The sequence below is a fragment of the Mycobacterium sp. NGS57 genome, assembly GCF_059812405.1.
The window spans coordinates 489,165-503,496 of record NZ_JCALCP010000001.1 but is presented as its reverse complement, the minus strand read 5'-3'; the positions used below and the strand labels follow the sequence as shown (position 1 = coordinate 503,496).

12 protein-coding genes are annotated in these 14,332 nt (G+C 70.8%); 4 read left to right on the top strand and 8 right to left on the bottom strand.

Annotation, left to right across the window (positions count from 1 at the left end; genetic code table 11):
- The first annotated feature begins 2 nt into the window (after window positions 1–2).
- Both fadD12 and AC5Y43_RS02575 read left to right on the top strand, forming a co-directional pair.
- Window positions 3–1,631 (top strand): acyl-CoA ligase FadD12, encoded by a 1,629-nt coding sequence (gene fadD12 / locus AC5Y43_RS02580; protein WP_499968989.1) that lies wholly within the window; start codon window positions 3–5, stop codon window positions 1,629–1,631.
- The gene (locus AC5Y43_RS02575) at window positions 1,631–2,896 is read left to right on the top strand and encodes an alpha/beta hydrolase (RefSeq protein ID WP_499968987.1); all 1,266 of its coding nucleotides are present in this window, start codon (window positions 1,631–1,633) and stop codon (window positions 2,894–2,896) included. Before fadD12 ends, AC5Y43_RS02575 begins: the two co-directional genes overlap by 1 nt.
- 110 nt (window positions 2,897–3,006) lie before the next feature.
- Here the strand turns inward: AC5Y43_RS02575 and AC5Y43_RS02570 are convergent, their stop codons facing one another.
- Genes AC5Y43_RS02570 through uvrC form a run of 5 tightly spaced genes read right to left on the bottom strand, consistent with a single transcriptional unit; the run spans window position 3,007 to window position 9,236 of the window.
- Window positions 3,007–4,395: a WS/DGAT/MGAT family O-acyltransferase gene (locus tag AC5Y43_RS02570; RefSeq protein WP_499968985.1), complete on the bottom strand. Its 1,389-nt coding sequence runs from the start codon at window positions 4,393–4,395 to the stop codon at window positions 3,007–3,009.
- Between the two features lie 20 nt (window positions 4,396–4,415).
- On the bottom strand, window positions 4,416–5,393 hold the full coding sequence (gene whiA / locus AC5Y43_RS02565) for a DNA-binding protein WhiA (protein ID WP_499968983.1): 978 nt from the start codon (window positions 5,391–5,393) through the stop codon (window positions 4,416–4,418).
- Complete coding sequence (locus AC5Y43_RS02560) at window positions 5,390–6,424, bottom strand: YvcK family protein (protein WP_499968980.1); 1,035 nt, start codon at window positions 6,422–6,424, stop codon at window positions 5,390–5,392. The genes whiA and AC5Y43_RS02560 overlap by 4 nt, the downstream gene beginning before the upstream one ends.
- Complete coding sequence (rapZ, locus tag AC5Y43_RS02555; RefSeq protein WP_499968978.1) at window positions 6,421–7,296, bottom strand: RNase adapter RapZ; 876 nt, start codon at window positions 7,294–7,296, stop codon at window positions 6,421–6,423. Before rapZ ends, AC5Y43_RS02560 begins: the two co-directional genes overlap by 4 nt.
- Window positions 7,293–9,236 carry an excinuclease ABC subunit UvrC gene (gene uvrC, locus AC5Y43_RS02550; RefSeq protein ID WP_499968976.1) on the bottom strand — a complete coding sequence of 648 codons (1,944 nt, stop codon included), beginning with the start codon at window positions 9,234–9,236 and terminating at the stop codon, window positions 7,293–7,295. The genes rapZ and uvrC overlap by 4 nt, the downstream gene beginning before the upstream one ends.
- A 70-nt stretch (window positions 9,237–9,306) precedes the next feature.
- Between uvrC and AC5Y43_RS02545 the strand changes: the two genes are divergently transcribed.
- Complete coding sequence (locus tag AC5Y43_RS02545; RefSeq protein WP_499968974.1) at window positions 9,307–10,467, top strand: cupin domain-containing protein; 1,161 nt, start codon at window positions 9,307–9,309, stop codon at window positions 10,465–10,467.
- A 123-nt stretch (window positions 10,468–10,590) separates the two neighbouring features.
- Window positions 10,591–11,970 carry a PPE family protein gene (locus AC5Y43_RS02540; protein WP_499969388.1) on the top strand — a complete coding sequence of 460 codons (1,380 nt, stop codon included), beginning with the start codon at window positions 10,591–10,593 and terminating at the stop codon, window positions 11,968–11,970.
- Here AC5Y43_RS02540 and AC5Y43_RS02535 read toward each other — a convergent pair.
- Genes AC5Y43_RS02535 through AC5Y43_RS02525 form a run of 3 tightly spaced genes read right to left on the bottom strand, consistent with a single transcriptional unit; the run spans window position 11,967 to window position 14,190 of the window.
- Entirely contained in the window at window positions 11,967–12,437 is a 471-nt protein-coding gene (locus AC5Y43_RS02535) for a PH domain-containing protein (RefSeq protein ID WP_499968972.1), read from the bottom strand. The genes AC5Y43_RS02540 and AC5Y43_RS02535 overlap by 4 nt on opposite strands.
- Window positions 12,434–12,916, bottom strand: coding sequence for a 6,7-dimethyl-8-ribityllumazine synthase (gene ribH / locus AC5Y43_RS02530; protein ID WP_499968970.1), 483 nt, complete (start codon window positions 12,914–12,916; stop codon window positions 12,434–12,436). The genes AC5Y43_RS02535 and ribH overlap by 4 nt, the downstream gene beginning before the upstream one ends.
- Complete coding sequence (locus AC5Y43_RS02525) at window positions 12,913–14,190, bottom strand: bifunctional 3,4-dihydroxy-2-butanone-4-phosphate synthase/GTP cyclohydrolase II (protein WP_499968968.1); 1,278 nt, start codon at window positions 14,188–14,190, stop codon at window positions 12,913–12,915. Before AC5Y43_RS02525 ends, ribH begins: the two co-directional genes overlap by 4 nt.
- Window positions 14,191–14,332: the final 142 nt, after the last annotated feature.

Here is a 14,332-nt window from a genome sequence, read left to right as displayed (position 1 = left end):
CCATGGCATCCCGTGTCAACGAGGCCCTCGGGGTTATCAGCACGCTGCGGCGCGCCGGAATGATCGCGCCGATGCGGCCCGACCGCTACCTGAAGATGGCCGCCGCCATGCGCCGCGAGGGCATGGGCATGACCGTGGGTTTCGCCGGCGCGGCCCAGCGCTGCCCGGACCGGCCCGGCCTGATCGACGAGCTCGGCACGCTGACCTGGCGGCAGCTCGACGAGCGGATCAACGCGCTGGCCGCGGCGCTGCAGGGCCTGCCGAACGGCCAGCCGAAGGTCGTCGGGGTGATGTGCCGCAATCACCGCGGGTTCGTCGAGGCGGTGGTGGGCGCCAGCCGGATCGGCTCCGACGTCGTGCTGCTCAACACGTCGTTCGCCGGGCCGGCGCTGGCCGACGTCGTCAACCGCGAGGGCGTCGACGCCGTCATCTACGACGAGGAGTTCACCGCGACGGTGGACCGCGCGTTCGCCGACCGGCCCGGCGTCACCCGCATCGTCGCGTGGACCGACGGGCACCACGGGCTGGCCTTGGAAAAACTAGAGCGGCTGATCGCCGAGCACGCCGGGGGGCAGCCGCGGCGCACCGGCGCCAAGAGCAGGATGATCCTGCTGACCTCCGGCACCACCGGAACACCCAAGGGCGCCAACCAAACCGGCGGCAGCGCCGGGATCGGCACGCTCAAGGCGATCCTGGATCGCACGCCGTGGCGCGCCGAGGAGACCATCGTGATCGTCGCGCCGATGTTCCACGCCTGGGGCTTCTCCCAGCTGATCTTCGCCGCCTCGATGGCCTGCACGGTGGTCACCCGCCGAAAGTTCGACCCCGAGGCCACCCTGGATCTCATCGACCGCAACGGGGCCACGGGCCTGGCGGTGGTGCCGGTGATGTTCGACCGCATCATGGAACTGCCCGATGAGGTGCGAAACCGCTACAGCTGCAAGACATTGCGGTTCGCCGCGGCCTCCGGCTCGCGGATGCGCCCCGACGTCGTCACCGCGTTCATGGACCAGTTCGGCGACGTGATCTACAACAACTACAACGCGACCGAGGCCGGCATGATCGCCACCGCCACCCCGGCCGACCTGCGGGCGGCCCCCGACACCGCGGGCCGCCCGGCCGGTGGAACCGAAATCCGCATCCTGGACGGCGAATTCAACGAGCTGCCGACGGGCGAGGTCGGCGGCATCTACGTCCGCAACGACACGCAGTTCGAGGGCTACACCTCGGGCACGACGAAGGACTTTCATGCCGGGTTCATGTCGTCGGGCGACGTCGGCTACCTCGACGAGGCAGGGCGCCTGTTCGTCGTCGGCCGCGACGACGAGATGATCGTCTCCGGCGGCGAGAACGTCTACCCGATCGAGGTGGAGAAAACCCTTGCCGCGCACCCGGATGTGGCCGAGGCCGCGGTGATCGGCGTGGACGACGAGCAGTACGGCCAGCGGCTGGCGGCGTTCGTGGTGCTCGAGCCGGGCCGATCGGCCACCCCCGACGACCTCAAGCAGCACGTGCGCGACAACCTCGCCAACTACAAGGTGCCCCGCGAGATCGCCGTCCTCGACGAACTGCCGCGCGGCAGCACCGGCAAGATCCTGCGCAACGAATTGCACGCGAAGGTCACCGACTGATGCGGTGGCGCAAACCCAAGCCGCGGCCGCTGGCGCGCGCCGCGCTGGAATTGGCCAACGCCGCCAATGGATTACGCCCGCTGGCCCGCAAGGGCTACAGCACCGTGCTGGTGTTCTGGTTCGGCTGGCCGGCCTCCGAGGTGCCCGGCGTGTACTTCTCGGTCTCCCTGGCCGACGTGCTGCGCCGCGGCCGGCGCGGCGACTTCGCCGGGCGTCGGGGCACGGCGGCTTTGGCGCTGACGGCCGCGTCCTGGGCGATCCTTGCGGTGATCAAGTACCGGGGGGTCACCACCCCGGCCCCGGTGCTGGAGGCCGGCCTGCGCGAGCAACTCGGCGACGACTACCGGGAGGCGCTGAACAAGCTGCCGCAGCGCGAGCCCACCCGCCGCGGACGGCGCAACCTGCCGCTGGGCAACACCGTGGCGCGGCGGCGCTACGTCGAGAAGACCAACGTGGTGTCCTACGGACCGCACGGCCGGGCGAACCTCGCCGACATCTGGCGGCGCCGCGACCTGCCCCGCGACGGCAAGGCCCCGGTGCTGGTGCAGGTGCCCGGCGGCGCCTGGGTGATCGGCATGCGCCGGCCCCAGGCCTACCCGCTGATGAGCCACCTGGCCGCGCGCGGCTGGGTGTGCGTGTCGATCGGCTACCGGGTCTCCCCCGTGCACACGTGGCCCGACCACATCGTCGACGTCAAGCGGGCGCTGGCCTGGGTCAAGGAGAACATCGCCCGCTACGGCGGCGACCCGGACTTCGTCGCGATCACCGGCGGCTCGGCCGGCGGGCACCTGTGCGCGCTGGCGGCGCTGACCCCCAATGACCCGACGTTCCAGCCGGGCTTCGAGGACGCCGACACCTCCGTCGTCGCCGCGGTCCCGGTGTACGGGCGCTACGACTGGTTCTCCACCGAGGGCGAGGGCCGCCCCGAGTTCGTCGGGCTGCTCGAAAAGTTCGTGGTGAAGCGCAAATACGCGACCCACCGCGACATCTACGTCGACGCCTCCCCCATCCGGCGGCTACGCGCCGACGCCCCACCGTTTTTCGTGCTGCACGGCCACGACGACTCCCTGATCCCGGTCGGCGAGGCGCAGGAGTTCGTCGACGAGCTGCGCGCGGTGTCCAAGTCGCCGGTCGCCTACGCCGAATTGCCATACGCCCAGCACGCTTTCGACATCTTCAGCTCCCCGCGCGCGCACCGCTCCGCCGATGCCGTGGCGCGGTTCCTGTCGTGGGTGTACGCGACGCGCCCGCCGGGCGGCGAATAGGGCGCGTCGCCGAGCGTGCACTCATGGCGAAATTTCGGCGGTGAATTCAAGGTTTTCTCGCCACAGCTTCACGTACGGCGCACTGGAAGACGGGCGGCGAGCAGGCCCGATCAGTCGCGCGCGGCGGCCGCTTCGAGTTCGCTCAGCGCCGGCTCGATGCGATCGGCCATGTCGTCGATGTCGTTGGCCACCTCCGGCGTCGTGACGAAGCCGAAGTCCAGGTACCCCTGGTAGGAGAAGCAGGTGATGTTCAGGGCGACGTCCATGACCGGCGGCCCCAGCGGCACCAGCGAATCCAGTTTGGCGCCCGCCATGTACAGCGGGAACGGCGGACCCGGGACGTTGGACACAACGAGGTTGATGGGGGCCAGGTTTCGCGACAGCCCGCTGGCGGTGTAGGCCCGCGCGGCCAGCTGCAGCAGACCCGGCGGCGTGGTCTCGGTCAGCCCCATGATCTGATGCGCCGACAGCGCCTTGGCCATCAGCTTGGCGCTCTGGGTGCTTTCGTGGATCGCCTTGAGCCGCTCGACGGGGTCGTCGATGTCGGTGGCCAGCGACGCCGTCATCGAGCTGACCTTGTTGCCGACGTCGCTTTTTTCCGCGTCGGTCCGCGTCGACACCGGGATCTGCGCGATGAGCGGTTTGACCGGCAGCTCGCCGCGCTTCTCCAGATAACCGCGCGCCGCGCCGGCCACCAGCGCGAGCACCACGTCGTTGAGCTTGACGCCGTAGATGTCCTTGATCGCCTTGGCCCGCGCCAGCTCGACGCGGCATCCGGTGATCCGCCGGTGCGGCGACACCGGCGCGTTGAACCGGGTCTTGGGGGCCTCGAAGTAGCGCGGCGGCCTGCTGCTGACACCCAGCGCGGCGACCTGCTGACGCAGCGTCTGCTCGACCAGCCGGGCGATGCGGAACGGCGTCTTGATGCCGACGTTGATCAGCGCGCCCACCGCGCGGCGCTCCAGGCCGGGAAGCTGGAATCCCACCAGTGACCCGACCGTTTCCTCTTGCGGCGCACGGGGTTCCGGCGTGACATCCAGCAGGATCTCGCCCAGGCCCGCGCCGGAGACGCCGTCGACGATGGCGTGATGCATCTTGGTCAGCGTCGCGATCCGCCCGCCCTCGACCCCCTCGATGACCCACATCTCCCACAGCGGCCGCGAGCGGTCCAGCTTGTAGGACATCAGCCGCCCGACCAGCTCCTCGACCTCGCGGCGGCCGCCCGGGCCGGGCACGCCGATGCGACGCAGGTGGAAGTCGACGTCGAGCTCCTCGTCCTCGACGAACCACGGCCGGTCCAGGCCCAGCGGCGAGCCGGTGACGCGCCACCGCAGCTGCGGCAGCTCCGGCAGCCGCTCGATGAGCAGCTCGCGCAGCCGGGCGAAGCTGTACTCGGGCGCATCGTTGGGATCGCAGATCGCCAGGGCACCCACGTGCATGTGCCAGCCCGCGGTTTCCGCAGACCAAAATGCCGCATCGACACTCGAAAGCCGTTTCATGCAATGACGGTAGCCCGCGGTCAGGCATCCTCCAAGAGGTCGGGCGTCACCGCCGACTCCGTGTCGGGGATGCCGTCGACCTTGGCCTTGCGGTCGGCCATGGACAACAGGCGCCGAATGCGCCCGGCCACAGCGTCTTTGGTCATCGGCGGGTCGGCCAGGCGGCCGAGCTCCTCCAGCGAGGCCTGCCGGTGCTCGACGCGCAGCCTGCCCGCCGAGGCCAGGTGCTCGGGGACCGTGTCGCCGAGGATATCCAGGGCGCGCTCCACCCGGGCGGCGGCGGCGACGGCCGCGCGCGCCGAGCGGCGCAGGTTGGCGTCGTCGAAGTTGGCCAGCCGGTTGGCCGTCGCGCGGACCTCGCGGCGCATCCGGCGCTCCTCCCAGACCAGCCGGGTGTCCTGGGCGCCCATCCGGGTCAGCAGCGCGCCGATCGCCTCGCCGTCGCGCACCACCACCCGGTCCGCGCCGCGCACCTCGCGCGCCTTGGCGCTGACCCCGAGTCGGCGCGCCGCGCCCACCAGCGCCAGCGCGGCCTCCGGGCCGGGGCAGCTGACTTCCAGGGCCGACGAGCGTCCCGGCTCGGTCAGCGACCCGTGCGCCAAAAACGCCCCCCGCCACGCCGCCTCGGCGTCGCCGACGCTGCCGCCGACCACCTGGGCCGGCAGCCCCCGCACCGGGCGTCCGCGCATGTCGAGCAGCCCGGTCTGGCGGGCCAGCGCCTCGCCGTCGTTGGCCACCCGCAGCACGTAGCGGGTGCTCTTGCGAATTCCGCTGGCGGACAACACATGCACGACGGCGTTGTACCCGTAGAGCTCGAAGATGTCCTTGCGCAGCCGGCGCGCGACGTTGCCCAGGTCCACCTCGGCCTCGACGACCACCCGGCCCGCCACGATGTGCAACCCGCCGGCGAACCTCAGCAGGGACGTGACCTCCGCGCGCCGCGCGCTCACCGACTTCACGATCAGGCGGCTCAGCTCGTCCTTGACTTCGGTCGTCATTGCCACGCGTCGTCACCCCTTTCGCCGTCCACGCGAAATTCCTTCGTGGTCGTTGCCGAGGGGGCTCCCGAGCGTTTTGGACCACCACCGTGGCCGGCTCGGACCCCGTCCAGCGCCGCCGCGAGCTTGCCCGGGTCATGTAAAGGTGTACCAGGTCCGGAGACGTCGGCGAAGTGGACCTCCGCCTGCAGCAGCGTCGCGGTGCGCCGCAGTTGTTCGCGTTCGCGCTCACCCGGCACCCGTTGTGCGTCGATGACGATGTCGTGCACGGTGAACCCGGGCGCGTGCTGGGCCAGCACGTGCAGGTGGCGCTCCACCGAGAAGCCGGCCGTCTCCCCCGGCTCGGCGACCAGGTTGAGCACCAGCGCGCGGCGGGCGGCGGTGGCCTGCAGCGCCTTGGCCAGCCCGGGCACCAGCACATGCGGGATCACGCTGGTGAACCAGGAGCCCGGGCCCAGCACCACCAGGTCGGCGGCCATGATCGCGTCGACGGCCTGCCGCGTGGCCGGCGGGTCCGCCGGCAACAGCCGCACCCGCCGCACCTTGCCCGGCGTCGTCGCGATCGCCACCTGCCCGCGGATCAGCCGGAAGATCCGCGGGTCGGCCTCGAGCCCGGAGACGTCGGCCTCGATCTGCAGCGCTATCGGGCACATCGGCAGCACCCGGCCCTTGACGCCGAGGATGCGGCCGAGCTCGTCGAGGGCGGCGACCGGGTCGGCCAGCACCTCGTTGAGCCCGGCCAGCAGCAGGTTGCCGATCGGGTGGCCGGCCAGGGCGCCGCTGCCGCCGAATCGGTGCTGCAGGATGGTCGCCCACAGCCGCCCGTACGGGCTGTCGGATGCCAACGCCGCCAACGCCATTCGCAAATCGCCGGGTGGCACGACGTCCAGTTCGCTGCGTAGCCGGCCCGACGAGCCGCCGTCGTCGGCGACGGTGACCACGGCGGTGACGTGGGGGGTCAGCCGGCGCGCGGCCGACAGCGTCGCGTACAAGCCGTGGCCGCCCCCCAACGCGACGATGTTGCCGGTCATTCGCGGCCCAGGTCCCGGTGCAGCACCCGCACCGCCAGCTGCTGGTTGGCGCCCAGCAGCTGCATCAGCGCCTCGGCGATCGCGACGCTTCGATGCTTGCCGCCGGTGCAGCCGATGGCGACCGTCATGTACCGCTTGCCCTCCCGGCGATAGCCGTCGACGACCAGATTCAGCAATCGATGGTAGGCGTCGAGGAACTCCGCCGCGCCCGGCTGGCCCAACACGTAATCGCGCACCGCCGGATGCTGGCCGGTGAGCGGACGCAGGTCGTCGACCCAGTGCGGGTTGGGCAGGAATCGCACGTCCATCACCATGTCGGCGTCCATCGGCAGGCCGTATTTGAAGCCGAACGATTCGACCGTGACGCTGGTGGACGCGCCGGTATCGCCGCCGAACGCGCGCTCGATGCTCTCCCGCAGGCCCCGCACCGACAGCGTCGAGGTGTCGATGATCAGGTCGGCGGTGGCGCGCACCGGGGCCAGCATCCTGCGCTCGGCGGCGATGCCCTCGGCCAGCGTCTGCTCCCCCTGCAGCGGGTGGCTGCGGCGGTTCTGCTCGTAGCGGCGCACCAGCATGTCGTCGGAGGCCTCCATGAACACCACGCGGGGGGTGATGTTGCGGGTGGCCAGCTCGGTGCGCACCGAATCCAGGTCGCCGGTGAACCCGCGTGACCGCACGTCCATCACGACCGCCAGCTGGGTGATCCGCGACCCGGCCGCGAGGCCGAAATCGACCATCCGGGTGATCAGCTGGGGCGGCAGGTTGTCGGCGACATACCAGCCGAGGTCCTCGAGCACCTTGGCCGCGGTACCCCGCCCGGCGCCGGACAATCCCGTCACCAGGACGACGTCGATGCCCGCCTGGCTCGTCATTGCGGGGCTTCCGGTTGCTCGGGCTTTAGCGCCTCGAGAACGGCGGTGGCGGTGGCCACGCCGATGCCCGGGACGGCGGTGATCTGGTCGACGGTGGCCTCCTTGAGGCGGGCTATCGATCCGAAGTGGGTGACCAGCGCCTTGCGCCGGTGTTCGCCCAATCCTGGCACCGAATCCAGCGCCGAGGCGGTCATTCGCTTGGATCGCTTGCTGCGATGGTAGGCGATGGCGAAGCGGTGCGCCTCGTCGCGCACCCGCTGCAGCAGGTAGAGGCCCTCGCTGTTGCGCGGCATGATGATCGGGTCCGGCTCGGCGGGCACCCAGATCTCTTCCAGCCGCTTGGCCAGCCCGATCACCGCGACGTCGGTGATGCCGAGGTCGTCGAGCACGCCGCTGGCCGCGTTGACTTGCGGCGCGCCGCCGTCGACGACGAACAGGTTGGGCGGGTAGGCGAAGCGGCGCGACTTCCCTTCCGCCGAAAGCATATTGGGGTCGTTCTGGTCGGTGAGATGCCGGGCGAAGCGGCGGCGGGTCACCTCGGCGATGGAGGCGACGTCGTCGGAGCGGCCCTGCCCGGCGGCTTCCCGGATCCCGAAGTGGCGGTAGTCCGACTTGCGCGGCAGGCCGTCCTCGAACACCACCAGCGAGCCCACCACGTCGGTGCCCTGCACGTGGCTGATGTCGACGCACTCGATGCGCAGCGGCGCGTCGGCCAGGCCCAGTGCGTCCTGAATGTTCTGCAGCGCCGCGGATCTCGCGTTGAAGTCGCCGGCCCGCTTCAGCTTGTGTTGCTGCAGCGCCTCTTTCGCGTTGCGCTGCACGGTTTCGGCGAGCGCGCGCTTGTCGCCGCGGCGCGGGACCCTGAGCGCGACCCGGGATCCGCGCAGGCCCGTCAGCCAGCTGGTCAGCTCGTCGGAGTTCGACGGCAGGCACGGCACCAGCACCTCGCGCGGCACCGGGTTGGCGGCCTCGTCGGCGGCGCCACCGAGTTCGGCCTGCTCGCCGTAGAACTGGGTCAGGAACTGTTCGACCAACCGCTCCTCACCCGAATCGCCCGGGTCCCCGGATTTTTCGACGATCCAGCCGCGCTGGCCGCGGACCCGGCCGCCGCGCACGTGGAACACCTGCACGGCGGCCTCCAGCTCGTCGTCGGCGAAGGCGACGACGTCGGCGTCGGTGCCGTCGCCGAGCACCACGGCCTGCTTTTCCATCGCGCGCTTCAGCGCCGACAGGTCGTCGCGCAGCCGCGCGGCCCGCTCGAAATCGAGGTGCTCGGCCGCGGCGTTCATCTGCTGCTCGAGCTCGCGGGCAAACCGATCGGTCTTGCCGGACAAGAAGTCGCAGAAGTCGTCCACGATCTGGCGGTGCTGTTCGGCGCTGACCCTGCCGATACACGGCGCCGAGCATTTGTCGATGTAGCCGAGCAGGCACGGGCGGTCGATCTGCTTGTGCCGCTTGAAGACTCCGGCCGAACAGGTGCGAGCAGGGAACACGCGGGTGAGCAGGTCCAGCGTTTCGCGGATCGCCCACGCGTGCGAGTACGGCCCGAAATAACGGACCCCCTTGCGCCGCGGGCCGCGATAGACCATGAGCCGGGGGAACTCCTCGTTGAGGGTGACCGCGAGCACCGGGTACGACTTGTCGTCGCGGTAGCGGACGTTGAAGCGCGGATCGAATTCCTTGATCCAGTTGTATTCCAGCTGCAGCGCCTCGACTTCGGTGTTGACCACCGTCCACTCGACCTTGGCCGCGGTGGTCACCATCTGCCGGGTTCGCGGGTGCAGGGCGGAGATGTCCTGGAAGTACGACGTCAGCCGGCTGCGCAGGCTCTTGGCCTTGCCGACGTAGATGACTCGCCCGTAGGAGTCCCGGAACCGGTAGACGCCCGGCTCGACCGGAATGGACCCGGGCGCGGGGCGATAGGTGGCGGGATCTGGCACGTCCCCAGGCTAGTAGCCGCCCCCGACCCGTTCGACAAGCCGTTTGGCCGGCTGCGATGCTGACACCGTCATGGTTACCGCCGAGCCCTCCCTGGCCTGGTTGCTCCAGCCGCTCAGCGTGCAGGGCTTCCTCGACGACGTTTGGGGCGTGACGCACCACCACGTCCAGCGCGGCCGGGCGGGCTATTTCGACGGCCTGCTGCGTGGCACCTCGGCCGTCGACGGGCTTTTGGAGAGCGTCCGGCCGGAGCCGTCGGCGCTGCGCCTGGTCCGGGGCGGCAAGACGCTGGACGCCTGCCCCGACGGCAGCCTCGACGTGACCCGCGTCCGCGGCGCCTTCGCCGACGGCTACACCGTCGTCCTCAACGGGATCGAGCAATACCTTCGCGCGATCGCGTCGCTGTCCCATTCGATCGAGGTCGAGCTGAACTTCCCCACCCGGGTCAACGCCTACCTCACGCCACCCGAATCGACCGGCTTCGAGCCGCATTACGACCCGCACGACGTGTTGGTCCTGCAGATCCAGGGATCCAAGGTGTGGCGGTTGTCCGACGACGGGGTGGTGCCCCCGCACGAGATCCAGCGCCGGGAGGGAGTGGCCGGCGACATTCCGCTGCCGAGCCAGTTGCGTCTGCAGCCCGGCGACGTCCTGTACCTGCCGCGGGGCCGGGTCCACGCGGCCGAAACCGCGTCGGAGCCGTCGCTGCACCTGACCGTCGGAATCCACGCGCCGACCGTGCTCACGCTCATCACCCACGCGCTACATGCGCTCAGCCTGCGCGACGACCGCCTGCACGCCCGGCTGCCGCCGCGACACCTCGACGACGACGCGCTGCGCGCCGGCCTCGGCGACCTCCTGCGCGACGTCGTCGAGGACCCGAGCCTGATCGCCGGAGGCCTCGCCGCGATGGAGGAGGTCCTCGCCCGGCGCGGCCGCTGCCCGCCCGTCGGACGGATCTCGGACTCCGTCGGGATCGACGGGCAAACACGGGTGGCCAGGTACCGGCCGCTCTACGCGCGGGTGGTGGCCGACGGCCGCGGCGCCGCCCTGCAGTTTGCTCAACTGTCGATCGGCGTCGGCGCCGACCACGAGGCCGCCCTGCGTTTCATCGCGAAGAGCACCAAGGCGTTTCGCGTTCACGAGCTGCCGGGGTTGACCGCGCCGCAACAGACGGAGTTAGCGCGCACGCTGCTGGCCGCCGGGTTCCTGGTCCGGCTGCCGCAGGGTTGAGCCGCTGCCTCCGCTGCAACGGGCCGATCCGAGCTAATAATCCGCACCTGCGGGCTGAGAATCCTCTTAGCGTCGATATTGCGGAACTGCCAGGCGGCGGGGAAGAATTGCGCCGTGAGCTGGATGGCGTCGCCGCCGGAGGTGCACTCGGCGCTGTTGAGCAGCGGCCCGGGCATCGAGTCGTTGATCTCCGCGGCGGCGGCGCTGAACTCGTTGAGCGCCGAATATGCCTCGGCCGCCGAAGAACTCGACGCGCTGCTGGCGGCGGTGCAGGCGGGGGCGTGGCAGGGTCCCAGCGCGGAGTCGTACGTGGCCGCCCACGTGCCGTATCTGGCGTGGCTGATGCAGGCCAGCGCCAACAGCACGGCGGCGGCCGGACAGCACGAGGCCGCGGCCGCGGCGTACGTCGCCGCGGTGGCGGCCATGCCGAGCCTGGCCGAGTTGGCCGCCAACCACGCCACCCACGCGGTGCTGGTGGCGACGAATTTCTTTGGGATCAACACGATTCCGATCGCGCTGAACGAGGCCGACTACGCGCGGATGTGGATCCAGGCGGCCACCACGATGACGACCTACCAGACCGTGTCCAGCGCCGCGGTGGCCTCGACGCCGCAGACCGCCCCGGCGCCGCGGATCCTGAAAGCCGCCGCCAACAACTCCGGCGGCAGCCACGACGAAGGTCCGGGCCCCACCGATCCGAACTGGTGGTCGGAGCGCGTCGGCAAGGTCATCACCGCGTTCGAGAACGAGCTGACGAACCCGAATTCGACCAACGGTCAGGTGCTCTACAGCACCCTGACGTATTGGATTCCGCGCTGGTCGGGCGAGGTATATCTCACCTTCGCCCCGCAATTGACGCAATTGGCTGAGCTTTCGGCCGGCCTGATCGCCCCCGCGTTGCTGGGGGGTATCGCGGGGGCGGCCGGGCTGGCCGGGCTGGCGGGGGCCGCCCCCGCCCCGGTGCCTGCCGTTCCTGAGCCGGCGCCCGCACCGGGTCACGTTGGGCCCGTTGCCGCGATGGCCCCCGGCCCCGGTGCGCCCGCGGCGGCGCTCGCGCCGGCGCCGGCACCCGCGCCCGTGCCCGCCGCGGCCCCGGCGCCCGGCGCCGCCCCGCCGCCGCCACCCACCGCCGTCGCGGCCCCGGGCGTCGGTTTCCCCTACCTGGTCGGCCCTCCCGGCCTCGGGTCCGGCGCGCCGATGAGCGTCGCCGCCGCCGCCCGGCGAAGCGCGCCGGCGCCCGACGCCGCCGCCGCAACGGCCACTGCGGCCACCGAGGAACAGGCGCGACGGCGCCGCCGTCGCGCGGGACTGGTCGACCGGGGCCACCGGCACGAATACCTGGACGCGGCTTCCGAGCACGGCGCGGGCGCAATGGGATTCGCCGGAACCACCCAACACGCCGGTGCCGCCCCCGCCGGGGGATTGACCACGCTGCCCGGCGATTCGGACAACTCCGCCATGCCGATGATGCCCAGCACCTGGAGCCTCGACGCCGAAGGCTAGAGGTTCGAGGGCGGGTCCTCGCGGTAGCGCGCCAGCAGCGATCGCACGGTGTCCATCGCCTCGACGGCCCGCTCCTTGTCGGCGGCCTGGATCGCCATCAGCGGGATGTACTCGTCGTCGGGCAGGTCGATGCGCGCCCACCGCTTACCGGCGGGAAATGACACTCCGACCACGTCATGCCACGGAATCAGCTTGTACCCGAACAGGTTTCGCACCGACAACCCGGCCGGGCCCACCCGCAGCCGCGGGCGCGCGAACAACAGCACGCCGCCGGCGATCACCAGACCGAGAACGGCGATCGCCACCTGGTCGGAGGTGTGAAAGATCACGCCGCTGGATCTGATTTTGAGCAACAGCCCCACGACGATGTGCGTGGCGGCGATCAGAAACGCTGCGGCATAGACGAATAACGGCGTGCGGTGGGGACGCAGCTCGACGTCCCAGTCCTCGCGGCTCGGCGTGGTCACGACCGGGCGCGCAGGTCGCGCAGCGTCAGCGCGGTGGTCAGGGCCGCCCCGGTCGCCTGAGCGCCCTTGTCCTCGGCCGATTGCGGCAGGCCGGCCCGGTCCAGGGCCTGCTCCTCGTTGTCGGTGGTCAGCACGCCGTTGGCGACCGGGGTGGACGCGTCCAGCGACACCCGCGTCAGCCCCTGCGTCACCGCGTCACACACGTAGTCGAAATGCGGTGTCTGGCCGCGGATCACCACACCGAGCGCGACGACGGCGTCGTGGTTGCGGGCCAGTTCCTGCGCGATCACCGGGATCTCGATCGCCCCGATCACCCGGACCACGGTCGGGTCGTCGATGCCCGACTCGGTCGCCACCTTGCGGGCGCCGGCCAGCAGGGCGTCGCAGATTTCGCTGTGCCAGGTGCTCGCGACGATGGCCAGCCGCACGCCGGACGCGTCGAGCGGCGGCACGTCCGGTATGCCGCCACCACCACTCACAGAGCACCGCCGAATTCGCCGGGCAAATGCACGGATTCGTGGAAGTCGTCCAGCCCGGCCAGGTCGTGGCCCATCTTGTCGCGCTTGGTCATCAGGTAGCGGATGTTCTCCGCGTTGGCCCGCACCGGAAGCGGCACCCGCTCGATGATGTGCAGCCCGTACCCGTCCAGCCCGACCCGCTTGGCCGGGTTGTTGGTCAGCAGCCGCATCGAGCGGACCCCGAGGTCGACCAGGATCTGCGCGCCGATCCCGTAATCGCGGGCGTCGGCGGGCAACCCGAGCTTGAGGTTCGCGTCGACGGTGTCGTCGCCCGCGTCCTGCAGCTGATAGGCCTGCAGTTTGTGCATCAGGCCGATGCCGCGGCCCTCGTGGCCGCGCATGTAGAGCACCACGCCGCGGCCCTCGCGGGCGACCATCGCCATCGCGGCGTCCAGCTGCGGACCGCAGTCGCAGCGGCGTGAACCGAACACGTCGCCGGTCAGGCATTCGGAGTGCACGCGGACCAGCACGTCGTCGCCGTCGGCGTTGGGCCCGGCGATCTCGCCGCGGACCAGCGCGACGTGTTCGACGTCCTCGTAGATGCTGGCGTAGCCGATGGCGCGGAACTCGCCGTGCCGGGTCGGGATCCGCGCCTCGGCGATCCGCGCGATGTGCTTCTCGTGCTTGCGGCGCCATTCGATCAGGTCGGCGATGGTGATCAGCGCGAGGTCGTGCTCGTCGGCGAACACCCGCAGCTCGTCGGTCTGGGCCATCGAGCCCTCGTCCTTCTGGCTGACGATCTCGCAGATGGCCCCCGCGGGCTGCAGCCCCGCCATCCGGGCCAGGTCCACGGCGGCCTCGGTGTGGCCGGGCCGGCGCAGCACGCCGCCGTCCTTGGCGCGCAACGGAACCACGTGGCCGGGGCGGGTGAAATCGTCGGCGACGGCGGCAGGATCGGCGAGCAACCGCATCGTGGTGGCGCGGTCGGACGCCGAAATCCCGGTTCCCACACCGAGTCTCGCGTCGACAGTGACGGTGTAGGCGGTGCCGTGCTTGTCCTGGTTCACCGCGTACATCGGCAGCAGCCCGAGCCGGTCGCAGATCGCGCCGTCCAGCGGGACGCACAGATACCCCGAGGTGTAGCGGACCATGAAGGCCACCATCTCCGGGGTGGCCTTTTCCGCGGCGAAGATGAGGTCGCCCTCGTTCTCGCGGTCCTCGTCGTCGATGACGACGACGGCCTTACCGGCCGCAATGTCGGCAACCGCCCGCTCGACGGAGTCCAACCTCGTCATCTGCTGCCTAGCTGTCGTAGGGGCCGGGAGGCCCAAGTGTGACATCCAGTATGAACCACCGCGGCCGCGCGGATATTGCCATGGCTTACTGAGTGGGAGCGCCTCACGCGCCGCGACACTTAAACGGCACACACGACACGCC